The organism is Rhizobium moroccans, from assembly GCF_057559155.1.
Window position 1 is genome coordinate 14795 of the sequence record NZ_JBHFJG010000008.1, and the last position, 22441, is coordinate 37235.

Consider the following 22441-nt stretch of genomic DNA (forward strand, 5'->3'; position numbering starts at 1 on the left):
TCTGCCGGGAACCTCAACGCAAGCCGAAGTCCAGCAGAAAGGCCGGATCAGGGGTGTGCTCGGCATGCTTTGGCGAGACAAGTTCGCCCTTGCCGCGACCATTTTCCTGTTGGTCGTCATTTTCTGCGCGGTGTGCGGCCCCATGCTGATGGGGGATGCCGCGCTGAGCCAGAACCTGCGCGGCCGCAACGCCCCGCCCTTCAGCATTGCGAATGGCTGGTTCTATGTGCTCGGATCGGATTCCCTCGGCCGGCCGCTACTTCCGCGCGTCGTGGTGGCCGCGCAGAACACGATGCTGATCGCGGCAGGTGCGGTGCTCTGCTCCTCAATCATCGGCGCGCTGCTCGGCCTGGTGGCGGGTTATGCCTCCAGTCGGGTCGGCAATGTCATTCTGCGCCTGGCGGACGTGATCATGTCCTTCCCCTCGCTGCTGCTTGCCGTCGTCGTGCTCTATATCCTGGCGCCTTCGGTGGGAAACCTCGTCATCGTGCTGGCGATCACGCGTATCCCTGTCTATCTGCGCACCACCAGGGCGGAGGTCATGGAGATCCGCCAGCGCATGTTCGTAGAAGCGGCCGAAGTCATGGGCGCTTCGCCGGCGCGCATCGTCTTCCGGCACATCCTGCCGATGGTGATCCCGACGCTGGTGACGATCGCCACGCTCGATTTCGCCTTCGTCATGCTCGCGGAGAGTTCGCTTTCCTTTCTCGGCATCGGCATTCAACCGCCGCAGATCACCTGGGGCTTGATGGTGAGTCAGGGCAGGCAATATCTTGCGACCGCGTGGTGGCTGGCCTTCTGGACAGGCCTCGCGATCATTCTCACGACCATGTCGCTCAACCTTCTCTCCAACTGGATGCGCATCGCGCTTGACCCCACGCAAAGATGGCGTCTCGAGATCGGAGGAAAGTCCAATGGCTGAGCATCTCTTGGAAGTCCGTAACCTTTCGGTCCAGTTTCATACCGCCGGCGGTACGGTCAAAGCGGTAAGCAACATAAGCTGGTATCTTGATCGCGGCGAGACGCTCGCCATTCTAGGTGAAAGCGGGTCGGGCAAGTCGGTCTCCGCTTCCGCCATCATGAACCTGATCGACATGCCGCCCGGCGAGATAACCAACGGGCAGATCCTCTTCGAGGGCAGGGACCTGCTGACGATGCCGATCGGCAAGCGCCGGATGATCAACGGCAAACGCATAGCCATGATCTTCCAGGATCCGCTAGGCCATCTGAACCCCGTCTATACCGTCGGTTGGCAGCTTGTCGAAACCATGCTCGTACATGGCGCCGGAAGGGACGAGGCCGAACGCCGGGCGCTGGAATTGTTGAAGCGTGTCGGCCTTCCCTCGCCGGAAGCGTCAATGAAGAAATACCCGCATCAGTTTTCCGGAGGTCAGCGCCAGCGCGTCATGATCGCGATGGCGCTTGCCATGAAGCCGGACATCGTGATCGCCGACGAGCCGACCACCGCCCTCGACGTGACCGTTCAGGCCGAAGTCCTCTCGCTGCTCGATGAACTTCAGAAGGAAACCGGCATGGGCCTGCTCCTCATCACCCACGATCTGGGGGTGGTCGCGGAGGTCGCCGATCGCGTCGTGGTGATGAATGGCGGTGAGATCGTCGAGACGGGAACGCCGAGCGAGGTCTATCACAACCCGCAGCATCCCTACACGAAGAAGCTGATATCCGCTGCGCCCGGCCGTGGCGCGATGCACGAACCTCAAGGCCGCGGTGAGGCGCTGCTGAGAGTGTCCGGCATGGAAAAGGCCTACGGCGCCTTCAAGGCTTTGGATGGAGTATCTTTCGACCTCCAGCCGGGAGAAACCATGGCGGTGGTCGGCGAGAGTGGCTCGGGCAAATCGACGCTGGCCCGGTGCCTGCTTCGGCTGGAGGAGGCCGATAGCGGCCAGGCGCTCTGGAAGGGCCGCGATCTCCTGTCCATGTCGCGCAAGGAGCTCTTCGGCCTGCGTCGGCAGATCCAGATGGTCTTTCAGGATCCGACCCAATCGCTCAATCCGCGCATGTCCGTTTACGAGCTGATCTCGGAGGCCTGGGTCATTCATCCCGAAATCCTTCCCAAGGCCCGATGGCGCGAGCGTGTCGACGAATTGCTGGCGCAGGTGGGCCTCCTGCCCGAGCATGCCCGCCGCTATCCTCACCAGTTCTCCGGTGGCCAGCGCCAGCGTATCGCAATCGCCCGTGCGCTGGCGCTCGAGCCCCAGCTCATCATCTGCGACGAAGCGGTATCGGCCCTCGACGTCTCGATCCAGGCGCAAGTGATCGCGCTTCTCGACAAGCTACGCCGCGAATTGAAGATCGCCTTCATCTTCATCGCGCATGATCTGCCGGTCGTCCGGGATTTCGCCGATCATGTCATGGTGATGAAGTCGGGCAAGGTCGTGGAGCGCGGTACGGCCCGCCAAATCTTCGAAAGCCCTCGGCAGGATTATACGAGGCGGCTTCTGGCTGCAGGTCTCGATCCGGACCCTGAGGTGCAGCAGCGTCGCCGCCTGGAGCGTGAGGCAATTATCGCCTGAGGATAATGGCTTTCCAGCAGAAACGGCGCCTGTGGGGCGCCGTTTCACATGAGGCTTGCTCTTCAGGCGCGATAGGCCGTCCTGTAGATCGCCAGGATATCGCTGACAGCGAGCTCACGCGGGTTGAAGTCCAGAAGGCGGCGGATGGCGTGAGCTTCTTTCGCCATCGTCTCCAGATCGCTTTCAGGCACGCCGTGGGAAGACAGCGCCATGTTGAGGCCGAACCCCTTGCAGAAGGCCTGGGCGCCTTCGAGGACATCATGCGCGGTATTCGCCTCGAAGCCCAGTGCCTGACAGACCAGTGCCGTCTTCTCCGGCACGGCCTCATGATTGGCCGCGAGAACATGCGGGAAGATCAATGCGTTGGCGACCCCATGCGCGATCTTGTGCCGGGTTCCAAGCGGATAGGAAATGGCGTGCCCCGCCGTCGTGTTGACCGGGCCAAGGCAGACACCGCCGTAGAAGGCCGCAAGCGAAAGCCCAGCCCGGGCCTCGATATCGCTGCCGTTTCTGACGGCGCGGGGCAAGTACCTGCCCACGAGCCGGATGCCTTCGAGAGCATAGGCATCGATGAGCGGGTGGGAACGCTTGCTGGTGAAGGCCTCCACGCAGTGGGCCATGGCATCGATCCCGGTCGCGGCCGTTATCATGGGCGGTACGGTCATCGTGAGAACCGGATCGATGATCGCGAGATCCGCCAACATCTGCGGGCTTTCGGTGGCAACCTTGTTCATGGTCGCCGGATCGGTGATGAGCGCGCGGGTACCCACCTCGCTGCCGGTGCCCGCGGTGGTGGGGATCTGGATGAGCGCCATCCGGCGAGGGCTCGCGCGGTTTAATCCGGAAATATCGTGCAGCGATTTTCCAGACCCGCACAGCACGGCCACCAGCTTGGCCAAATCCATGGCGCTGCCGCCGCCGAAGCCGATCACCGCATCGGGAGCGCACGCCTGCGCTGCCGCAACCGCTTCCATGAGATTCGGCAGGTCGGGTTCGGGCATGGCCTTTCCGAATGTCGTGGCGCCTGAAATCCCCAAAAGATCCGTCCGGGTGGCATTGAACGTATCCGACACGATAAAGGGCCGGGAAATTTTCTTCTCCGCCAGCCATGAGGCCAATGTCGCGATTGTCCCTTCTCCGAAGCGCACCATCGCAGGTCGCAGCATTTCGAGCGGTCGACTGATTGCCGTCATTATGTCCTCGCATCCCTGATATCGCGTAATCACTGTCGATTGCGTTTGCAGCGGCTGCCGGCAATCTCCCGAGATTTCTCATTTGCTCCAAGCCTGGGTGAAATGAAAAGATTTGTCAATTAGTATTGAAGAGCCTTGCGCAATCTGCTTCGAGCGGCGCCACATCGCAGATTGTGTGGTTGGGGAGGTCCATTAAAAATATCAATAAATCAACATGATGGTGGATAATTCCAGGTGGTTCTCCAGGGGTTTTGTCGCTGGTAAAGCTGTCTTGGGAGCTCCGTAGCTGGTAATTTCTGCGCTTACAATGTTGACAACTTTACCAGAAGGCGCGAAGGTCCCTTAGGCAGCCGGCCGGATTGGCGGTCCGGCCTTTTTTCAATTGGCCGAAATGGAAAAACTCTTCCGCAATCGGCGACTGCGATTTGATAAACCTGGGAGATCCTATGGCTCATAGCGAAACCTTCGTTGCGCTCGTCACCTGCTTCAACGACGATGAAACGGTCAACTTCGAAGCGACGCGCACCCAGGTCCGCCGGCAGGTTGCCGCCGGCAACAACATCATGTGCGCGGGCACCAATGGAGATTTCTCTGCCCTAACTTTCGAGGAGAAGGTCAGGTTGACGGAGGAGGTGGTGGACGAGGTTGCCGGTCGTGCCAAGGTCATCGTCAATGCCGGGATGCCCGCGACTTTCGAAACCAAGCTGCTCGCAAAGGAGTTTGACCGCATGGGCGTGGACGGAATTGCCGTCATCACGCCGTTCTTTATCGCCTGCACGCAGGATGGCCTGATCCGGCATTTCTCCTCGGTCGCTGATGCGGTCGCGACCCCGGTCTATCTCTACGACATTCCGGCGCGAACCCAGAACCATATCGAGCCGGAGACCGCGCGAAAGCTTGCCGGACATGGCAATATCGCCGGTATCAAGGATTCGGGCGGCGCGCAGGAGACCCTGGAGGCCTATATGGCCATAGGCCGGGATGTGGAGGGGTTCGATGTCTATTCCGGCCCGGATCACCTGGTGCTCTGGTCCTTTGAGCAGGGCGCCAAGGGTTGCATTTCCGGTCTTGGCAACGTCATGCCTGAAGTCCTCGCCAGTATCAGCCGGGCTTTCAACGCAGGCGATGTTGCCGAAGCGCAGCGGCAGCAGGAGATTTTTGCCGGCTTTCGGAAGGATCTCTACGGCCTCGGCTATCCGCCGGCGCTGGTTAAACGCGCGCTCTATCTGATGGATCATTCCGTCGGCGCCAGCCGCCAGCCCGCGCTTTTGCCAGATCCGGAACAGGACCGGAAGATCGCTGAGATCCTGCGGAAATATGAATTATTCGCCGGTACGGCGGCGTGAGCGCTGTCGTTGCCACTATATCACCCGGTTTGAAATATCGGCTCCTCGTGAGCTGCATCCGCCCCTACAGCAAGCCGATCAGGCCTCAGCCTGTCCGGTTTCCTCTGCATCATTGTCCATCGCGAGATTGATCATGCTGCCGCCGAAAAGTCGGTCGCGGGAATTACGTATGTGCTGAAGCATTGCCTTTTCAGCGCCGCCGGCATCGCGTGCCCGGATTGCTTCATAGATCGCGCTGTGTTCGGCATAAGCCTGTTCAAGCCCGCGTGGACCATCGGACATCAGCGACTGTCCATGCATCTTCATGCCGACCTGGATGTGTTCGCGAAGAGCCCGTAGCGAGGTTTCGTAGAAGTGATTGTTCGATGCGTGGATGACCGCCATGTGGAAGGCATAATCCGCATCCTCGCGATGCTTGAACGAGCCGGTCGCCGCATCCAAGAGATCGAGCGCCTCCTTGATTTTCCGCAGCGCTGTCCGGTTGTGGCGAAGTGCTGCATGATAGGCGGCGTCGGTCTCGATGGTGATCCGGAATTCGTAACAGCGCTGAATATCGGCGATCGTTTCCACCCGGGCAAAGCCGAGTGCCGCCTGCTGGGGCTTGCGCACGTAGCTGCCGGCCCCCTGTCGCGAATAAAGCAGGCCTTCCTCGCGCAAGCGCTCTAAAGCGTTGCGCAAAACAGGCCTCGAAACGCCGAATTCCTCGGCAAGCGCGAGTTCTGGCGGCAGCTTCTGGTTGGCCGGATACTCGCCATTGACGATCCGGCTGTAAAGGAGATGGTAGATGCGATCACCGAGCGACGAGCGTTGTTTAGCCCGCTCCGGTTTCGCTGCACGTTCTTGCGAAGTGGTCGTCATGGTTCGCTTTCAGCTGCCGTGGAAATATCTTCCAACGATTCTACGGAAGATGCCAATCGGAGAAGGGTATCGGCATCTCCGAACCCGCCGGATTTTGTAATAATTCTCGTGGTTTTGCCACGGAGGACGGCGCTCGCAAGGGGAACGCCGGGAAGAATCTCGTCAAGAACATCGAGCCGCTCGACGCCGAGGCGCTCCAGAAGCGCGTTGGCGGTTTCTCCGCCACAGGCGAGCAGGGTTGCAGGTTGCGTCGTCTCGATGAGAGCGGAAATTCCATCGGCGAACAAGCCGCCCGCGAGCTCGGCCGCAACAGCGGCATTTCCGGAGGTCATCTTCGCGATCGTCAGGTCCGATCCGGGCTCGGCTCCCGCCGGCACCCGTCCATTCTCGGCGATCAGGAAGCCCACGTCCAGCTTTGAGCAAAGCCTTTCGACCTGCGCCTCTGTGATGGGGTCCCGCGAGCCGATAACAAACAGTGCCGGACGCGGAAGCCGGATTTCCGAAGGTGCCTTGCCATGCGGTTTCAGGTGCCGGGCCAATGCCGCGGCAAGTCCGCGCGCCCCGACAAATAGTGTCGTCTCGGAGCGCGCGAGGCCAACGCAATGAACGAGATCCGTATCGCTCTTTGCCTCGGGGATGGCGAGGGGCATTTCCGTTTCGGCAACACGGGAGGCCACGGAGATTGGCTCAATGACGCCGGTTCCCGTAAGATATCCATCGGTAACAAACCGCCCCATCTCCGGAATGGCCGGCGAGACGAGAAGGCAGGTCCGGCCTGTGCCCTCGGCCAGCAGGCGGGCTTCCAGCCCGACGTGACCCTTCAGGCGGGAATCCACCTTCTTGAAGATGTAATCCGGAAAGGGAGGTTCGAGCGCGGCAAGAACGGCGGCGATCGCATCCCGCGCCTGGTTTTGGCCACCTTCCCGCGAGCCGGTGCTGACTGCGCAGACATCGATATCGGACAAGTCGGCCGAGACTAGGGCTTCCGGATGCCGAAGGACGCAGCAGCGCATGCCGCGGGCCGCGAACATTACCGCGGAATCCAAGGCTCCTGTCAGATCGTCTGCAACGATGAGCGCGAGCAAGCTTCCGGTTCCTCCATGCAGGTAAACATGTAAACAGAAAATGCCTTCGGTTCAATCCTAGAGAGAAATCGTCGATTGAGAAAGCCTTTTAATTCAGGAGGTATTTTTAATCGCTGGTTCGAATTTTTCGACCGTTGAAAAGTTGACAAGTTAAGAAAACTGCTGCCAATAAGAAGGATAATAGGAGGAATGTCATGACCCAGGATACGTCACGCGCGCCGATCGCCATCACGATGGGAGATCCTTCGGGCGTGGGTGCCGAAGTCATCGTCAAGGCAATCGCCGATATTCCAGTAGGCAAACGGGGTGGCTTTGTCGTCATAGGCGATGCCGACACCGTGGAGCGTGCGGCCAAGGTCTGCGGCGTGGATCTTGCTTTCCATCGATATGGTACTGTCGGCGCTTCCGGCAGTCTCGCGCTGCGCCACGTTTCGGTGGAGGGGCTTCCGGGTGAATTCGGAGTTCTTTCCCCTCGATGTGGCGAGGCAAGCTTCCGCTATATCGAAGCGGCGGTCCGAATGGCCGAGGCAGGGGAGGCTGCCGGCATCGTCACCGCCCCTATCAACAAAGAAGCGCTCAATGCGGCGGGCCATCACTATGATGGCCATACGGGCATGCTAGCGGCGCTGACCGGCTCCAAGTCCTCTTGGATGCTGCTTGCGTCCGAGCGCCTGAAGGTCATCCATGTCTCGACCCATGTGTCGCTCCGCACCGCGATCGAGCGGGCAAAGCCGGAACGAATTCTCGCGACCATCCGCACCGGACATGAGCACCTGAAGCGGATGGGCTACGACAATCCACGAATTGCCGTCGCCGGCATAAATCCCCATTGTGGCGAGAGCGGCCTGTTCGGGACCGAGGACGATGATTCCATTCGTCCCGGAGTTGAGGCGGCAATTGCGGAAGGCATCAATGTGGTGGGGCCGATCTCGGCGGATACGGTCTACCACCGCGCCTATCAAGGCGCTTTCGACCTCGTGATCGCGCAATATCACGATCAAGGCCATATTCCGATCAAGCTCGTTGCCTTCGACAGCGCCGTCAACGTTTCGCTCGGCCTTCCGATCGACCGGACCTCGGTCGATCATGGGACGGCCTTTGATATTGCGGGCACCGGCAAAGCCAATCATGTGAACATGCTGGCCGCGCTCGACTACGCGGCACGCCTTGCCGCCAACCGGCAGCACAGGGCCGCGGCATGAGTTTCGCGGCAAGGCTCAGAAACCGCGAGCGGATCGTCGGTTATTGGACGCAGCTCCCCGTGCCGGCGGTGCAGGAGCGGATTGCGCGTCATGGCTATGACTATGTCTGTTTCGATGCGCAGCATGGTTTTCTGGATTACCAGGCAGTTCTCAATGGGCTGATCGCCATCGACGCCGGTGCCGCACTCGGCAAGAACGATTGCGCCGGGCTGGTTCGTGTGGCGGCAAACAACGTGGCCTTGATCGGCCAGGCTCTCGATGCTGGCGCGCGGGGTGTCATCGTGCCCTTGATCGATACCGCCGATGAGGCGCGCGCCGCCGTCCGGGCCTGCCGTTTTCCACCCTCGGGTCTGCGTTCCTACGGGCCTATGCGTGCGGGCCTTCGCTCGGGACCGGAAACGGACAGAATGAACGATGAGGTTGCCTGCATCGTCATGATAGAGACCGAAGAGGGCCTTAAAAACCTTGAGAAAATCTGCTCCGTGGACGGTGTGGACGGCATCTATGTTGGCCCGGCCGACCTGATGCTGGCGCTTGGCGGCCGAACGATCGGCGATTCCGAGAAGGCTGCCGAATTCGAAGACGTACTTACCCGGATTGCGGAGGTTGCCGCGAAGGCCGATATCGCCGCAGGCATCCATACAAGCGCCGGCGATCTTGCGGCGAGACGGCTTGCCGAGGGCTATACCTTCGCCACCATCTCCTCAGACCTCAACCATATGGACAAAGCGGCTGCAGATCATTTGAAGTTCGCGCGAAATTGATGTCCGCCAGACCGGGGCCCAGCCGTGACCGATCGGGCCAAGCTGGTCGGAACCCTGCACCAGAACCTGCCGGAATTTGTCGGAAACAATCGTGCCGGAAAGCGGGGCGTAAGCCGAAATCAGACTCTTGGCAGTGGTGATGAGATTTGGCGTCATGCCGTAGAGGTCAGGACCGAACATGATACCGAGCCGACCGAAGCTGGTCACGACTTGCGCCGGTACGCAACTATACTCAGACTCTCAACACTCATTCCGTGATATAGGCCCGCCTGAATGTCAATCTCCGGGCCTTGATCCGGAAGTCGCCCAGGCGCTGGTCGAGAAAGCCCGCCAGGCGGGGAGCGAAGGTTGAATTTGGACTCAGATTATCGATATGGTATCTAGAAACCTAATCTAGAAAGGGATGCGCCATGAGTCTGAGCATCAAGACGGAGGAAGCCGATAGGCTGGCGCGTGAGTTATCCCGCCTTACCGGTGAGACCATGACCGAGGCCATCACCAAAGCCATGCGGGAGCGGCTGGAGCGCCTGCGCGCCGAGCAGGCGGCTAATAGCGATTACGTCGCACGCATGAAGGCTTTCGTACGCGAACGCACTGACCGCTATGATCGTCGTCCGGTTACCAAGCGGGAGTGGGATGAAGCGGTCGGAGACACGCCCGAGGAACTCGGCTTTTCTCGATGATTGTCGTGGATTCATCCTCCATCATCGCGATCATGTTTGATGAGGCGGAAGCGCCTGCCTGTATGACCGCACTTCAGAAGAACGGTCCACGTCTCCTCTCGGCAGTGAACTATGTCGAAGCTGGTACTGTCATGGCGGGCAGGATCAGAAGTGGGGATCGCCACAAAGCGATTGCTGATCTGCACGCTTTCCTGACCGACTTCGACATCGACATCGCCCCGGTCGATGACCGCCTGGCCCGCGCGGCGATGAAGGCGAGGATCGACTATGGTCAGGGGTTCGGCACGCGCGGTGGGCTGAATTTCGGCGATTGCTTCGCCTATGCGCTGGCAAAACAGTATTCCGCCCCATTACTCTATGTCGGCAACGATTTCGCATTGACAGACATTCAATCGGCTCTGGAGCCATGATCTAGCCGGCAGGAAAACAGAGGCGGTGGACGATGAGGATGTCATCGCCGCTCCCGTGACGACGTCTCCTGGATCATGCCTCAGGTCGTCATGCTTCCGTGCGCCTGGCTGACTCGCTCCGTTCCACACGGGAGGCCGACGAAACATCCTGCGAATTACCCGTGCATCGGCTCAGCATGAGGCGCATGACGTGCCTTCAATCGGCGACCGCGTCCGGAACCACGACAAGCTTTCCGACGAAGTTCTTGGCCATGAAGTCGCTCTGGGCCCGGTGGAAATCCGAAAGCCTGTAGATCCCTCCGACGAGCGGGCGGATCTTGTCGCTTTCGATGTAACCGACGAGCCGGCGGAAATCGGCACGGCTTCCCTGGCTGGAGCCGTGTAGCTCGAGTTGTTTCAAGTACATGGTCCTCAAGTCGAGCTGCACGACCGGTCCGGCGATCGCGCCTGCCGTCGTATAGCGACCTTCCGGCCGGAGGATCCTCAGGAGGTCGTTGAACATCGGGCCGGCCACCAGATCCGCCACCACATCGATCGGGGCGCCACCGATCGCTTCAGCGACGGCTTCCACCAGATTGTCCTGGCCGCGCGTCACCGCCGCCTCGGCGCCGATATCGAGCACCGCTTCCTCCTTGCCGGGGCCGACGATTGCAATCGGAATGGCGCCGCGAGCGCGGGCAAGCTGGATAATGGCCGAGCCAACACCCCCGGAAGCGCCGGTGATGAGCACCCGCTCGCCGGCGGCGAGCCTTGCTCTTTCCAGCATTCGCTCGCCGGTCAGGTAGGCGCAGCAGAAGGTCGCAAGCTCGATATCGCTCATGCCGGTCTCGACCACATGGGCGTTCTCAGCGGGTAATGCCATGTATTCCGCATAGCCGCCATCGCGGCCATGACCCATGTAATCGATATCCGCCAGGCTGTCGTCGTCGCGATTGTAGATCGAAAAGTCGACCATCACCCGCTCGCCGATACGGGAAGGATCGACGCCTGCGCCAACCGCCACCACGTGACCGACCGTATCGGTGCCCTGAATGCGCGGAAAGGTGAGGGTATTGCCCTGCCGCCGCCATGTGGAGACAGCGGCGGGGTCATCCTCCGTGCCATAGGCGCCCTGACGCACCCAGACGTCGGTATTGTTCATGCCGCAGGCCGTGACGCGGATCAGCACTTCACCGGCTGCCGGTTTCGGCACCGGCACGTCCTGCCGGTACACGAGCTTATCCAAACCGCCATGGCCGGTCAGCAGAACGGCCGCCATCGTATCGGGTATCGAGATCATTGGTCGGCCCCGTCAGCGATTTGCGAAGACGTTGTCGATCGCATCGGCCGTGGCCTTCACCACGATATCCGCCTCCTCGCGGGTGAGGCAGAGCGGTGGCGCAAAGCCTAGGATATCGCCCTGCGGCATCGCCCGGCCAATGACGCCGCGTTCGAGCAACGCCGTTGCGATCTGCGGGCCGATCTTGAGCGCGGGTTCGAAGAACCTGCGGTCGTCCTTGTCTTCGACGAATTCCACGGCGGCCATCAGACCGTCGCCGCGAACCTCGCCGACATGCTTATGGTCTCCAACGGCCTTGGTCAGTTGGGAGCGGAAGTAGGCGCCGGTCTCTTTAGCATTCTGCACGAGGTCCATCTCGTCGATGAGCTCGAGGTTCGCAATGCCGGCTGCCGCGCAGATCGGATGGGAGGAATAGGTCCAGCCGTGGCCGATCGCACCAAGCTCGTCGGAACCCTGCACGAGCACCTGCCAGAACTTGTCGGAAACGATCGTGCCTGAAAGCGGCGCGTAAGCCGAGGTCAGGCCCTTGGCAATGGTGATGAGGTCCGGCTTCATGCCATAGTGATCGGAACCGAACATGGTACCCAGCCGGCCAAAGCCGGTCACGACCTCGTCGGCGACAAGCAGAACATCGTATTTTTCGAGCACCGCCTGGATCTTTTCCCAATAGCCTTTCGGCGGCGGTACGATGCCGCCAGTGCCGAGGATCGGTTCGCCAATGAAGGCCGCGATGGTCTCCGGGCCTTCGGCGAGGATCAGCTCTTCCAGCTTGTCGGCGCAATATTGCGAGAACTGTTCCTCGCTCATGGAGCGGTCGGGGCGGCGGAAATAATAGGGTGCTTCGGTGTGAAGAACCGGCACGCGCGGCAGGTCAAAGGCTTTGTGGAAGAGCTCGAGCCCGGTGAGGCTGCCGGTCATCACGCCGGAGCCGTGATAGCCGCGCCAGCGGGAGATGATCTTCTTCTTTTCCGGCCGTCCGAGGATGTTGTTGTAGTACCAGATGAGCTTGATGTTGGTCTCGTTGGCATCCGAACCGGAAAGCCCGAAATAGACCCGGCTCATGCCCGCCGGAGCCCGGTCGATGATCATCTTGGCAAGCGTGATGGAAGCTTCCGTGCCGTGGCCCACATAGGCATGGTAATAGGCAAGGTCCCGCGCCTGTTCGGCGATCGCGTCGGCGATCTTCTGGCGGCCGTAGCCGACATTGACGCAGTAGAGGCCGGCAAAAGCATCGAGGCTGGTGCGGCCGTTCCTGTCGGTGATGTAGACGCCTTCGCCGCTGCCGATCACCCGCGTCGGCGTCTCGCCACGCGCGTGCATGCCCATATGGGTCGACGGATGGAAGAAATGGTCCCGGTCCCAGGCGGTGAGTTCGTTGTTTCTCTCGAGCATGGCATGTCCTTTCATGAATGCGTTCAGCCTGCGGTGTCGATGCAGAGATATTTGAGTTCGGTGAAAGCCTCGATGCCGTGGCGGGAGCCCTCACGCCCAAGGCCGGATTGCTTCCAGCCGCCGAAGGGTATCGGCCCGCCGGTGATCTTCACCCGGTTGATGGCGACCATTCCGTATTCGAGGGCGCGACCGAGGCGCATCTGACGCGCGCCGTTTTGGGTGACCACATAGGCGACCAGGCCGTATTCGGTGTCATTGGCGCGGACGATGACCTCCTCCTCGGTGTCGAAGGCGGTAACGGCCGCGACCGGTCCGAAGGTCTCCTCGCGCATGATGTCCGCATCTTGTGGCACATCGACGATAAGCGTCGGTTCGAAGAAGAGCGGACCGACGCTGTGGCGCTTGCCGCCGGCAATCAGCCTTGCGCCTCGACCGAGCGCATCCCTTACCTGCGCCTCGACCTTCATCACCGCGCGCTCATGCATCAGCGGGCCGATGTCTGCATCATCCGTCAATCCGTTGCCGACCTTGAGGGCAGCGATCCGTTTGGCAAAGGCCTCGTTGAAGGCTTCGAGAATGGACCGCTGTACGAAAATTCGGTTGGCCGCCAGACAATCCTGACCCGAGGTTGCGAACTTGGCGGCGATCGCGATATCGGCCGCTCGATCAATGTTCGCATCCTCGAAGATGATGAGAGGCGCATGCCCGCCGAGTTCCATCACCAGATGCTTCATGGTCGGCGCGCATTGGGCGGCAATCAGGCGGCCGATCTCCGTCGATCCCGTAAAGCTCATGGCCCGGATCCGCGCATCCTCGCAGAGCCTGCCGACGATGGTTGCGGCATCGCCCGTCACCACGTTGAAGACGCCAGGCGGCATTCCGGCACGCTCGGCCAGTTTGGCAAGCGCCAGCGCAGAAAGCGGCGTCTCGGAAGAAGGATGGGCAACGACCGTGCAGCCGGCAGAAAGGGCCGCTGCCGCTTTGCGGGTCACCATGGCGGAAGGGAAGTTCCAGGGCGTTGCGATGCCTATGACGCCAAGCGGCTCGCGCCGCACGATCATCTCCGCGCCGGGAAGATGGCTGGTGACGCTTTCCGCGTTCACCCGCTTGCCTTCCTCCGCGTACCACTCGATGAAGGAGGCCGCATAATCGATCTCTCCGCGCGCCTCGGCAAGCGGCTTGCCCTGTTCGAGGGTCATCAGAAGGGCGAGGTCCTCCTTGGCGCCAAGCATCAGCCTATGCCATTCCTTCAGGATCGCGGCGCGTTCCTGGGGCAGTTTCGAGCGCCAAGCAGGGAATGCTGCCGCGGCGGCGTCGATCGCGAGGCTGGTCTCATCCACTCCGAGGCTCGCCACCCAGGCAAGCGTTGCGGACGTCGCAGGATCGGTGACCTGAAAGCTCCGGCTGTCGGAACCCGCCACCCAGCGGCCGTTCACATAGGCAAGATCACGCAGGAGATGGCGGTCGGAGAGGCGCGTCAAAGCATCATGAAAGGCGGGACGTGCGAAAATTGCGGTCATGGCCAACTCCTCCTTCAAGGGCGTGCCAAGTGTGGCCCCACCTCAAGCGAGAGATTGTCCATTCCACGGGGTGGAAATAGAGAGATTGTCTAAACTCGCGGGCCTGCCCGGAGAGTCTGTCTATCGTCGGCGCTTGCCGAAAACAGGGCCGAAACCGGTACGCCGGCCTCCTCCTTCACGGTCTTGGTGACGATATAGGTAAAATATCGCTCGATACCGAGTTCCCGGTCCAAAAGCCCATCGATCAGGCGCTGATAGGCGTCGATATCGGCCGTCACGACCTTGGCGATATAGTCGACCCCGCCGCCGACTGACCAGCACGCGGTGATCTCGGGAATGGCGGCCACGGCTCGTTCGAACCTATCGAAATCACCTTGGCGATGATTGGCGAGCGTGATCTCCATCATGACGCTGGCGATCGGCGCGATCTTGCGCGCAGCAAGGCGCGCATGATAGCCGGCGACGATGCCCGCCTTTTCGAGCTTACGCAGGCGCATCCAGCAGGGTGTCGGCGATAGTCCGACCTTCTCGGCCAGCGCCAGCTTGGTGATACGGCCGTCGGCTTGGACCGCCTCCAGGATTTTCAGGTCGATTGCGTCGAGCTTCATCGGGTGCCTTGTCGTGCATTGTTGAGAATGACAATGAAAACTCGTTTTGCCATTGTCAATTGAACTGATTTTAAGCACAGTCGAAATCATGACAAATTGGCGCCCCGATCCATCCCAGCTCCGCCGCCCGGCCTATCTTTCGCTCGCCGAGCAGATCGCGCGTGCGATCCAGGAGGGCAAGCTCGCCAATGGGACGAAGCTGCCGACGCATCGTCGCATGGCCGACGATCTCGATCTTTCGGTCCAGACGGTTAGCCGCGCCTATGACGATCTCATCCGTCGGGGGCTGATTTCCGGGGAGATCGGCCGAGGCAGTTTCGTGCAGACGCGTCCGCGCGAGCCGGAGCCACCCTATCTGCCCGAAAGGCTGGGCGAGGTCATCGATCTTTCGATCTTGAAGCCCGTCTGCGAGCATTTCCATCTGGAAAAGATGCGCGAAGCCTTCGGCTGGCTTTCGGAAAACCTGCCGCCAAGTTCGGCTCTGTCGTTCCGGCCGAACATGGTGTTTCCGCGTCACCGGGCAATCGGTGCGGAATGGCTCTCCCATTGCGGGCTGCAGGTTTCACCGCTCAACGTCAGTCTCACCAATGGCGCGACCTCCGGCATGACGGTTGCGTTGATGAGCGTCGCGCCGCCCGGATCGATCGTCGCGACTGAGGCGATCAGCCATCATACGCTCGTGCCTCTCTCTACCTATCTCGGCATTCACCTTGAAGGACTGCCGATCGACGACGAGGGCATGATCCCCGAGGCGCTGGACGAAGCCTGCCGCACAAGCCCTATCCGGGCGGTTTTCCTCCAGCCTTCTGTCATCAATCCGAGAGCGACCTTGATGAGTGCGAAACGCCGTGAGGCACTTGCCGAAGTCGCCAGGAAGCACGACATCGCGATCATCGAGAACGATATTCTCGGTCCCTTGGTCACCGACCGATCGCCGCCGCTGGCGGCGTATGCGCCAGAACGCACGCTCTACATCACCAGTTTCACCAAGATCACCGTGCCCGGTCTGCGCATCGGTTATCTCGTCGCGCCGGACCGCTATGTGGCAGCCGTCGCCAACCGGCATCTGGTATCGAACTGGATGGCAACCCCGGCGATTGCCGAGATCGCCACGCATTGGGTAAGCGACGGCACCGCAGCGGCGTTGGTCGAGTGGCAGCGCCGGGCTCTGGCCAGCCGCCACGATATTGCCCAGGAAACGCTTGCGGGGCTGCGCTACTATTCGCATCCCCAAAGCCTGCATGTCTGGCTGCCGCTTACCGATCCGCATACCGAGGAAGGATTCGTGTCGCAGGCCAGGCTGCGCGGGGTTGCCATCGCGCCGGGAACCTCCTTCCGCACCGCCGGTCAGGGCGGGGCGTCGGCCGTTCGTATTTCGCTCGGCTCGACGTCGGAAGCGGATCTGAGAACCGGGCTTGGTGTGGTCGCTTCGCTTGCCCAGGGAAATCCCGAGGCGCTGCTGCTTGCGATTTGAGGCAAACGCCTGCCGAATGGGCAGACGCACAAATATTGTCATGATATTATTTTCCGAATTGACATGATTTCCTGGCGCCGTCATCGTTAGCCCATTGCTTGTCTCAACAGGGAGAGACATGAATGGCGTCGCCTATCATCCGCATCGACAACATCGTGAAGAGATACGGTCCGCTGACCGTCCTCGATGGCCTGTCGATGGATGTCATGCCCGGAGAGAAGCTGGCACTGATCGGCCCCTCGGGTTCGGGCAAGACGACGATCCTGCGCATCCTGATGACGCTGGAAACGATCAGCGGCGGCCATATCGAGGTCGACGGAGAGCAACTCTACCACATGAAGAAAGGCGCCGATCTGGCGCCGGCTGACGAGGCTCACTTGCACCGAATGCGCAAGAAGATCGGCATGGTCTTCCAGCACTTCAATCTATTTCCCCACAAATGCGTGCTCGACAACGTGACGCTGGCGCCGATCCTGACGCAGGGCGTGAAAAAGGCCGATGCCGAGAAGCGGGCGATGGAGCTTCTCGATATGGTGGGCATGGCCGACAAGGCCAAATCCGTACCGGCGCAGCTTTCCGGCGGCCAGAAGCAGCGCGTCGCGATCGCCCGCGCTCTGGCTCTGTCTCCCAAGATCATGCTGTTCGACGAGGTGACCTCGGCGCTCGATCCTGAGCTGGTGGAGGAGGTCTTGAACGTCATGAAGCGGCTTGCCGCCGAGAGTGACATGACCATGCTGCTGGTGACCCATGAAATGGGCTTTGCCAGCGATTTCGCCGACCGCGTGCTCTTCTTCGATCGCGGCAAGATCGTCGAGGAGGGCAAGCCGCAAGAGATCTTCCGCAATCCGAGGCAAGAGCGCACGCAGACCTTCCTGCGCAAGATCATAGCGGCAGGGCACCGCGTCTGACCGCAAGCGCGGCGACATTGCCCGAACAAATAAACGGGAAAAAACCAGAGGAGAATTGGGAACCATGAAAACAGGATTTCTCGCAGCCGCAAGCCTTGCGGCGCTCATGTCCGTCGCCGGCGGTGTGTCGGCATTCGCCGCGGACCTGGAGGAACTGAAGGAACAGGGGTTTGCCCGCATCGCCATCGCCAACGAGCCGCCCTATACCGCAGTCGGCGCCGACGGCAAGGTTTCGGGCGCTGCTCCGGATGTGGCGCGCGTCATCTTCGAGCGCCTCGGTGTCAAGGACGTCGTGGCATCGATTTCCGAATACGGCGCGATGATCCCCGGCCTTCAGGCCGGCCGTCACGACGTCATCACCGCTGGCCTCTTCATGAAGCCGGAACGCTGCAATGCGGTCGCCTATTCCGAGCCGGTCCTGTGCGACGCCGAAGCCTTCGCCGTCAAGAAGGGCAACCCCATGAAGTTCGCGAGCTACAAGGATATCGCCGATAATCCGAATGCCAGGATCGGCGCTCCGGGTGGCGGCACGGAAGAAAAGCTCGCGCTCGAAGCCGGCGTTCCGCGCGATCGCGTCATCGTCGTGCCGGACGGCCAGAGCGGCATCAAGATGCTGCAAGACGGCCGCATCGACGTCTACTCGCTGCCGGTCCTCTCGATCCACGATCTGATGAGCAAGGCAAACGACCCTAACCTCGAGGTCGTGGCTCCGGTCCAGGGTGCTCCGGTCTATTGCGACGGCGCGGCCTTCCGCAAGCAGGACGTGGCGCTTCGCGACGCCTTCGACGTGGAACTGAAGAAGCTGAAGGAATCGGGAGAGTTCGCCAAGATCGTCGAGCCCTACGGCTTCTCGGCAGCCGCCGCGATTTCGACCAACCGCGAGAAGCAGTGCGCCGCCGCGCAGTAAGCTTATCTCTCACCCCGACCCTCTCCTCGCAAGCGGGGAGAGGGAAGGCTGGACGCCCCGGCGGTCTTGCACATCGACCTTCCACCGCCAGCCTGGGAAAGGGGCCGGCGGGCGGATGAGGGCAATCCCATCAGAAGACTAGGAACTCGGACCCGATGATCGACTGGTCAGGCTATTTGACGCTGATCTTGGAAGGCGCGCTGGTGACGCTGCAGTTGACCGTGATGGGGTCCGCTCTGGCGCTGGTGATGGCTTTCCTTGCCGGACTTGGGCGCCTGTCGCGCTTCTTCATCGTGCGGGCGCTTGCCACGACCTATATCGAATTCTTCCGGGGTACCTCGATCTTCGTGCAGCTCTTCTGGGTCTATTTCGTGCTGCCGTTTGCGGGACTAACGCTGACGCCGCTGCAAGCGGGCGTATTGGCGCTCGGCCTCAATGTCGGGGCCTATGCGGCCGAGGTGGTGCGCGGCGCAGTCAAGGCGGTAGGTCGCGAACAGACGGAAGCATGCGTCGCGCTCAATCTCTCCCGCTATCAGCGCATGCGCCATGTCATTCTGCCCCAGGCGCTTCCTCTGATGCTGCCGACCTTCTGCAACAATGCCATCGAGCTTCTGAAAGGAACGGCTGTCGTGTCGCTGATCTCGTTGACCGATCTGACATTTCAGGCCCAGGTCGTGCGTGCCCAGACCGGCAATACGCTCATCCCGTTCACGACGATCCTCATCCTCTATTTCGCAATGGCCTGGTCGATCTCGATTGGCATGCGCTGGCTGGAGCGGCGCATGAGCCGCAGCCTCGATGGCGTGAGGACCTGACGATGGAATGGGATTGGGAATTCGTCTGGCAGATCATGCCGACCCTTCTCGAAGGGTTCAAGATCACCATTCTGGCGACCGTTCTCGGGGCGGCGGTGGCCGCGGTGCTGGGGCTGGCCATCGCGATCGCCCGGCGTTCGCCGGTTACCGCGCTATCGCGCACGGTGGGCTTCGTTTGCGAATTCATCCGCGGAACGCCGCTTCTAGTGCAGCTCTATTTCATCTTCTACGTACTGCCGGACATCGGGATAAGATTGCCGCCCCTGGTGGCTGGCGTCATCGGCATCGGATTGCACTATGCCACTTATACCGCGGAAGTTTACCGTGCCGGTATCGAGAACGTGCCGCGCGGCCAATGGGAGGCGGCCAAGGCCGCCAATCTCACCACGCGGCAGGCCTGGATACATGTCGTGCTGCCGCAGGCCGTGCCGCCGATGATCCCGGCGCTCGCCAACTATTTCATCGCCATGTTCAAGGAAACGCCGCTGCTTTCGGCCATCACCGTGCTGGAGCTGATGAACCAGGCGAAAAGCATCGCCAACAGCAATTACCGCTATATCGAGCCGATGACGCTGGTCGGCGTCTTCTTCCTCGCCGTCAGCTTGGTTTCGGTCGTCGGACTGCGCTGGCTCGAGGAGCGCTACGCCCGGATGGATGACTGACATGACTTCCATTGACGTACATCTTGCCCGACACAGGCCTCGCCTCGACGACCGGCCGCTTCGAAAGCGGATCGGACTCGTCATCCTGGCGACCGACCATACGACGGAGGTCGATTTCCAGCGCATGGTCGCCGGAGAGCGTGTTGGCGTCTATGTGAGCCGTATTCCCTATGCCAACCCGACGACGCCCGAAAACCTGATGAAGATGCAACCGGTGCTGACCGAGGGCGCCTCGCTCATTCTGCCCGACGAGACACTGGATGCGGTCATGTATTCCTGCACGTCCGCCTCCGTGGTGATCGGCGACGAGAGGGTCGAGCAGGCAATCCGTGCGGCAAAGCCCGGAGTTCCCGTGGTGACGCCGACTGCGGCGGCCGTCAAAGGGCTGAAGGCCGTCGGTGCCAAGCGGATTTCGATCCTCACGCCCTATACGGTGGAGACAAGCCGCCCGATGGCCGACTATTTCGCTCGGCTCGGCTTCACGATCGACCGGTTCACATGCCTCGGTTTCGAGGACGACCGCGAAATGGCGCGCATCGCACCGGACGAAATCGTCTCGCTTGCCCACGAGGTGACGGCGCCGCAATCGGATGCGCTCTTCATCTCCTGCACGGCTGTCCGCGCGGCCCAGGTGGCGGCCCGGATCGAAGCCGAAATCGGCAAGCCCATGGTGAGCAGCAATCTCGCGACCGCCTGGGCCTGCCTGCACCTTTGCGGCGAGACGGCAGCGCGTCCTGAACTGGGGACGCTGATGACCAAGTCCTATCCGGAAGGCTGATGCCATGAGTGTGGGGAGCCTGCCGGTCCGATTTGACGATATCCGCGCCGCCGCGGCACGCATCGGTGAGCGCGTGTTGAAAACGCCAGTGGTGGAATCGGCCGCGCTCAGTGAGATTGCCGGTGTTCCGGTTCATCTGAAGTTGGAACACCACCAGACGACCGGCAGCTTCAAACTCCGCGGTGCCACGAATGCGGTTCTCTCCCTGACTGTGGAGGAGCGTAAACGGGGTGTCGTTGCCGCTTCCACAGGCAATCACGGCCGCGCTCTCGCGTTTGCGGCAAAGGCGGAAGGCTCGCTCGCGACCATCTGTATGTCCTCGCTCGTGCCGGAGAACAAGGTTTTGGAAATCCGTCGCCTCGGCGCCAATGTCCGCATTGTCGGTCGGTCTCAGGACGAGGCGCAGGAGGAAGTGGACCGACTGGTGGCAGAAAAAGGGCTGGTCATGGTGCCGCCCTTCGACCATCCGGCCGTTGTCGCCGGGCAAGGGACGCTCGGCCTCGAACTATTCGATCAGCTTCCCGACGTCGAAACCGTTCTCGTGCCTCTGTCCGGCGGGGGATTGGCGGCAGGTGTCGCGGCCGCGATCAAGGGACGGAGGACCTCGGTGCGGGGCGTCGGCCTGACGATGGAACGCGGAGCGGCGATGAAGGCGAGCCTCGACGCCGGCATGCCGGTACAGGTCGAAGAACTGCCGAGCCTTGCGGATTCGCTCGGTGGCGGCATCGGTCTCGACAATCGCGTCACCTTCGCCATGTGCCGCGACCTTCTCGACGATGTCGTCCTGCTTTCGGAAGCCGAAATCGCTGCCGGCATGCGGCATGCCTATGCGGTCGAGCGTGAAGTGATCGAGGGCGCTGCCGCCGTCGGTATCGCAGCACTCCTGGCAGGCAAGATCATGGGCCATGGCCCGGTCGTTGCTATCCTTTCAGGCCGCAATGTCGACATGGATCAGCATCGGCGGATCATCAACGGCGACACCATCTGTGGAAAGGACGCCGCATGAGCCGGATGGTCATTCTCACCGAAAGGGATCTACGCGACCTGGTTCCGCTTGATCGCGAGGCGATCGCCTGCGTCGAGGATGCTTTCCACGCGCTCGCCACCAAGCCGGTTGCCATGCCGCCGATCCTGCGCCTCGACATTCCCGAGCATCGCGGCGAGGTGGATGTGAAGACGGCCTATGTGCCGGATCTCGAAGGTTTCGCCATCAAGATCAGCCCGGGCTTCTTCGACAATCCGAAGATCGGCCTGCCGAGCACCAACGGCATGATGGTGCTGCTGTCGAGCCGCACGGGTCTCGTGCAAGCCCTCCTGCTCGACAATGGCTACCTGACCGACGTGCGCACCGCCGCCGCCGGCGCGGTGGCGGCAAAACATCTTTCGCGGCCGGATTGCGCCGTGGCGGCAATCTTCGGTGCGGGCATGCAGGCGCGCCTGCAACTTGAGGCGCTGACGCTGGTCCGGCCGATCCGGGAGGCGCGCATATGGGCCCGGGAGTTCGGCAGGGCCGAGACGGTCGCTGCCGAGCTGACCGCGAAGCTTGGTCTTCCGGTTCGCGCCGAAGCTGATCCTCAAGCCGCGATCGGTGGTGCCGATGTCGTCGTCACCACCACGCCCTCCGAGACGCCGATCCTGAAAGCCGAATGGCTTCGGCCCGGCCAGCACGTGACGGCAATGGGCTCGGATGCCGAGCACAAGAACGAGATCGATCCGGCGGTCATCGTCAAGGCGGACGTCTATGTCGCCGATCGTCTGACGCAGACCCGCCGGCTTGGTGAGCTCCATCACGCTATCAAGGCGGGGCTCGTCGCCGCCGATGCGCCATTCCCAGAGCTTGGTCAGGTCGTCGCCGGCCGTGGCTCCGGCCGCCAAAGTGGCGGCCAGATCACGCTCGCCGATCTCACCGGCACGGGTATCCAAGATACCGCTATCGCCACGCTCGCCTTCGCGCGGTCAACCGCCGCAGGCGTGGGCGCAACATTTGAAAGCTGAACCGGCCTGGGACGCCGGAGGAGAAGGA

22 protein-coding genes and 1 pseudogene are annotated in these 22441 nt (G+C 61.5%); 15 read left to right on the forward strand and 8 right to left on the reverse strand.

From position 1 onward, the window contains the following. The first annotated feature begins 64 nt into the window (after positions 1 to 64). Positions 65 to 922 (forward strand): ABC transporter permease, encoded by an 858-nt coding sequence (locus ACE04I_RS05675; RefSeq protein ID WP_487206760.1) that lies wholly within the window; start codon positions 65 to 67, stop codon positions 920 to 922. Continuing rightward, complete coding sequence (locus ACE04I_RS05680; protein WP_046793238.1) at positions 915 to 2534, forward strand: ABC transporter ATP-binding protein; 1620 nt, start codon at positions 915 to 917, stop codon at positions 2532 to 2534. Before ACE04I_RS05675 ends, ACE04I_RS05680 begins: the two co-directional genes overlap by 8 nt. A gap of 62 nt (positions 2535 to 2596) precedes the next feature. Here ACE04I_RS05680 and ACE04I_RS05685 read toward each other — a convergent pair whose 3' ends face one another. After that, a complete protein-coding gene (locus ACE04I_RS05685; RefSeq protein WP_046793239.1) occupies positions 2597 to 3727 on the reverse strand; it encodes an iron-containing alcohol dehydrogenase in 1131 nt (376 codons plus the stop codon). Positions 3728 to 4173: 446 nt separating this feature from the next. Between ACE04I_RS05685 and ACE04I_RS05690 the strand changes: the two genes are divergently transcribed. Then, positions 4174 to 5073, forward strand: a complete 900-nt coding sequence (locus ACE04I_RS05690; protein WP_046793240.1) for a dihydrodipicolinate synthase family protein — start codon at positions 4174 to 4176, stop codon at positions 5071 to 5073. Between the two features lie 78 nt (positions 5074 to 5151). Here the strand turns inward: ACE04I_RS05690 and ACE04I_RS05695 are convergent, their stop codons facing one another. Together ACE04I_RS05695 and ACE04I_RS05700 are read right to left on the reverse strand one after the other, a co-directional pair. Then, positions 5152 to 5931: a FadR/GntR family transcriptional regulator gene (locus tag ACE04I_RS05695; RefSeq protein WP_046793241.1), complete on the reverse strand. Its 780-nt coding sequence runs from the start codon at positions 5929 to 5931 to the stop codon at positions 5152 to 5154. Then, on the reverse strand, positions 5928 to 7016 hold the full coding sequence (locus ACE04I_RS05700; protein WP_487206726.1) for a four-carbon acid sugar kinase family protein: 1089 nt from the start codon (positions 7014 to 7016) through the stop codon (positions 5928 to 5930). Before ACE04I_RS05700 ends, ACE04I_RS05695 begins: the two co-directional genes overlap by 4 nt. A 194-nt stretch (positions 7017 to 7210) precedes the next feature. Between ACE04I_RS05700 and pdxA the strand changes: the two genes are divergently transcribed. Together pdxA and ACE04I_RS05710 are read left to right on the forward strand one after the other, a co-directional pair. Then, positions 7211 to 8218: a 4-hydroxythreonine-4-phosphate dehydrogenase PdxA gene (gene pdxA, locus ACE04I_RS05705; protein WP_487206727.1), complete on the forward strand. Its 1008-nt coding sequence runs from the start codon at positions 7211 to 7213 to the stop codon at positions 8216 to 8218. Continuing rightward, a complete protein-coding gene (locus ACE04I_RS05710) occupies positions 8215 to 8982 on the forward strand; it encodes an HpcH/HpaI aldolase family protein (RefSeq protein ID WP_487206728.1) in 768 nt (255 codons plus the stop codon). Before pdxA ends, ACE04I_RS05710 begins: the two co-directional genes overlap by 4 nt. A gap of 18 nt (positions 8983 to 9000) precedes the next feature. Here ACE04I_RS05710 and ACE04I_RS05715 read toward each other — a convergent pair. Continuing rightward, positions 9001 to 9204 (reverse strand): annotated as a pseudogene (locus tag ACE04I_RS05715) (aspartate aminotransferase family protein); the annotation flags it as partial. Between the two features lie 188 nt (positions 9205 to 9392). Here ACE04I_RS05715 and ACE04I_RS05720 point away from each other — a divergent pair. Both ACE04I_RS05720 and ACE04I_RS05725 read left to right on the forward strand, forming a co-directional pair. After that, a complete protein-coding gene (locus tag ACE04I_RS05720; RefSeq protein ID WP_046793245.1) occupies positions 9393 to 9665 on the forward strand; it encodes a type II toxin-antitoxin system VapB family antitoxin in 273 nt (90 codons plus the stop codon). Further along, the gene (locus tag ACE04I_RS05725) at positions 9662 to 10075 is read left to right on the forward strand and encodes a type II toxin-antitoxin system VapC family toxin (protein ID WP_487206729.1); all 414 of its coding nucleotides are present in this window, start codon (positions 9662 to 9664) and stop codon (positions 10073 to 10075) included. The genes ACE04I_RS05720 and ACE04I_RS05725 overlap by 4 nt, the downstream gene beginning before the upstream one ends. Before the next feature lie 196 nt (positions 10076 to 10271). On the opposite strand, the gene ACE04I_RS05730 is transcribed toward ACE04I_RS05725, so the two are convergent. The 4 genes from ACE04I_RS05730 to ACE04I_RS05745 form a co-directional block, all read right to left on the reverse strand. Further along, positions 10272 to 11351 (reverse strand): alcohol dehydrogenase family protein, encoded by a 1080-nt coding sequence (locus ACE04I_RS05730; protein WP_487206761.1) that lies wholly within the window; start codon positions 11349 to 11351, stop codon positions 10272 to 10274. 15 nt (positions 11352 to 11366) lie between these two features. Continuing rightward, positions 11367 to 12746 (reverse strand): aminotransferase, encoded by a 1380-nt coding sequence (locus ACE04I_RS05735; RefSeq protein ID WP_487206730.1) that lies wholly within the window; start codon positions 12744 to 12746, stop codon positions 11367 to 11369. 23 nt (positions 12747 to 12769) lie between these two features. Beyond that, positions 12770 to 14266 carry an NAD-dependent succinate-semialdehyde dehydrogenase gene (locus ACE04I_RS05740; RefSeq protein WP_487206731.1) on the reverse strand — a complete coding sequence of 499 codons (1497 nt, stop codon included), beginning with the start codon at positions 14264 to 14266 and terminating at the stop codon, positions 12770 to 12772. A gap of 89 nt (positions 14267 to 14355) precedes the next feature. Then, positions 14356 to 14874 (reverse strand): Lrp/AsnC family transcriptional regulator, encoded by a 519-nt coding sequence (locus ACE04I_RS05745; RefSeq protein WP_487206732.1) that lies wholly within the window; start codon positions 14872 to 14874, stop codon positions 14356 to 14358. An 88-nt stretch (positions 14875 to 14962) separates the two neighbouring features. On the opposite strand from ACE04I_RS05745, the gene ehuR reads away from it, so the two are divergent. The 8 genes from ehuR to eutC all read left to right on the forward strand — a co-directional run bounded on the left by ehuR (position 14963) and on the right by eutC (position 22413). Continuing rightward, entirely contained in the window at positions 14963 to 16348 is a 1386-nt protein-coding gene (gene ehuR, locus ACE04I_RS05750) for a MocR-like ectoine utilization transcription factor EhuR (RefSeq protein WP_046793249.1), read from the forward strand. A 122-nt stretch (positions 16349 to 16470) separates the two neighbouring features. After that, positions 16471 to 17256 (forward strand): ectoine/hydroxyectoine ABC transporter ATP-binding protein EhuA, encoded by a 786-nt coding sequence (gene ehuA, locus ACE04I_RS05755; protein WP_046793250.1) that lies wholly within the window; start codon positions 16471 to 16473, stop codon positions 17254 to 17256. A 64-nt stretch (positions 17257 to 17320) separates the two neighbouring features. Further along, the gene (gene ehuB / locus ACE04I_RS05760) at positions 17321 to 18163 is read left to right on the forward strand and encodes an ectoine/hydroxyectoine ABC transporter substrate-binding protein EhuB (RefSeq protein ID WP_046793251.1); all 843 of its coding nucleotides are present in this window, start codon (positions 17321 to 17323) and stop codon (positions 18161 to 18163) included. Positions 18164 to 18318: 155 nt separating this feature from the next. Next, a complete protein-coding gene (gene ehuC / locus ACE04I_RS05765) occupies positions 18319 to 18978 on the forward strand; it encodes an ectoine/hydroxyectoine ABC transporter permease subunit EhuC (protein WP_046793252.1) in 660 nt (219 codons plus the stop codon). A gap of 2 nt (positions 18979 to 18980) precedes the next feature. After that, a complete protein-coding gene (gene ehuD, locus ACE04I_RS05770; RefSeq protein WP_046793253.1) occupies positions 18981 to 19640 on the forward strand; it encodes an ectoine/hydroxyectoine ABC transporter permease subunit EhuD in 660 nt (219 codons plus the stop codon). A gap of 1 nt (position 19641) precedes the next feature. After that, complete coding sequence (gene eutA / locus ACE04I_RS05775; RefSeq protein WP_046793254.1) at positions 19642 to 20418, forward strand: ectoine utilization protein EutA; 777 nt, start codon at positions 19642 to 19644, stop codon at positions 20416 to 20418. 4 nt (positions 20419 to 20422) lie between these two features. After that, positions 20423 to 21424 (forward strand): hydroxyectoine utilization dehydratase EutB, encoded by a 1002-nt coding sequence (gene eutB, locus ACE04I_RS05780; RefSeq protein WP_487206733.1) that lies wholly within the window; start codon positions 20423 to 20425, stop codon positions 21422 to 21424. After that, positions 21421 to 22413 (forward strand): ectoine utilization protein EutC, encoded by a 993-nt coding sequence (gene eutC, locus ACE04I_RS05785; RefSeq protein WP_487206734.1) that lies wholly within the window; start codon positions 21421 to 21423, stop codon positions 22411 to 22413. Before eutB ends, eutC begins: the two co-directional genes overlap by 4 nt. Positions 22414 to 22441 lie beyond the last annotated feature (28 nt).

Coding starts and splice junctions, on each gene's coding strand:
- ACE04I_RS05710 (WP_487206728.1), top strand. CDS start 8,215: ATGAGTTTCGCGGCAAGGCTCAGAAACCGCGAGCGGATCGTCGGTTAT.
- ehuB (WP_046793251.1), top strand. CDS start 17,321: ATGAAAACAGGATTTCTCGCAGCCGCAAGCCTTGCGGCGCTCATGTCC.
- ehuR (WP_046793249.1), top strand. CDS start 14,963: ATGACAAATTGGCGCCCCGATCCATCCCAGCTCCGCCGCCCGGCCTAT.
- eutC (WP_487206734.1), top strand. CDS start 21,421: ATGAGCCGGATGGTCATTCTCACCGAAAGGGATCTACGCGACCTGGTT.
- ACE04I_RS05720 (WP_046793245.1), top strand. CDS start 9,393: ATGAGTCTGAGCATCAAGACGGAGGAAGCCGATAGGCTGGCGCGTGAG.
- ehuC (WP_046793252.1), top strand. CDS start 18,319: ATGATCGACTGGTCAGGCTATTTGACGCTGATCTTGGAAGGCGCGCTG.
- ACE04I_RS05690 (WP_046793240.1), top strand. CDS start 4,174: ATGGCTCATAGCGAAACCTTCGTTGCGCTCGTCACCTGCTTCAACGAC.
- ACE04I_RS05675 (WP_487206760.1), top strand. CDS start 65: ATGCTTTGGCGAGACAAGTTCGCCCTTGCCGCGACCATTTTCCTGTTG.
- ehuD (WP_046793253.1), top strand. CDS start 18,981: ATGGAATGGGATTGGGAATTCGTCTGGCAGATCATGCCGACCCTTCTC.
- ACE04I_RS05680 (WP_046793238.1), top strand. CDS start 915: ATGGCTGAGCATCTCTTGGAAGTCCGTAACCTTTCGGTCCAGTTTCAT.
- ACE04I_RS05740 (WP_487206731.1), bottom strand. CDS start 14,266: ATGACCGCAATTTTCGCACGTCCCGCCTTTCATGATGCTTTGACGCGC.
- ACE04I_RS05735 (WP_487206730.1), bottom strand. CDS start 12,746: ATGCTCGAGAGAAACAACGAACTCACCGCCTGGGACCGGGACCATTTC.
- eutB (WP_487206733.1), top strand. CDS start 20,423: ATGAGTGTGGGGAGCCTGCCGGTCCGATTTGACGATATCCGCGCCGCC.
- ACE04I_RS05745 (WP_487206732.1), bottom strand. CDS start 14,874: ATGAAGCTCGACGCAATCGACCTGAAAATCCTGGAGGCGGTCCAAGCC.
- ACE04I_RS05725 (WP_487206729.1), top strand. CDS start 9,662: ATGATTGTCGTGGATTCATCCTCCATCATCGCGATCATGTTTGATGAG.
- ACE04I_RS05695 (WP_046793241.1), bottom strand. CDS start 5,931: ATGACGACCACTTCGCAAGAACGTGCAGCGAAACCGGAGCGGGCTAAA.
- ehuA (WP_046793250.1), top strand. CDS start 16,471: ATGGCGTCGCCTATCATCCGCATCGACAACATCGTGAAGAGATACGGT.
- pdxA (WP_487206727.1), top strand. CDS start 7,211: ATGACCCAGGATACGTCACGCGCGCCGATCGCCATCACGATGGGAGAT.
- ACE04I_RS05685 (WP_046793239.1), bottom strand. CDS start 3,727: ATGACGGCAATCAGTCGACCGCTCGAAATGCTGCGACCTGCGATGGTG.
- eutA (WP_046793254.1), top strand. CDS start 19,642: ATGACTTCCATTGACGTACATCTTGCCCGACACAGGCCTCGCCTCGAC.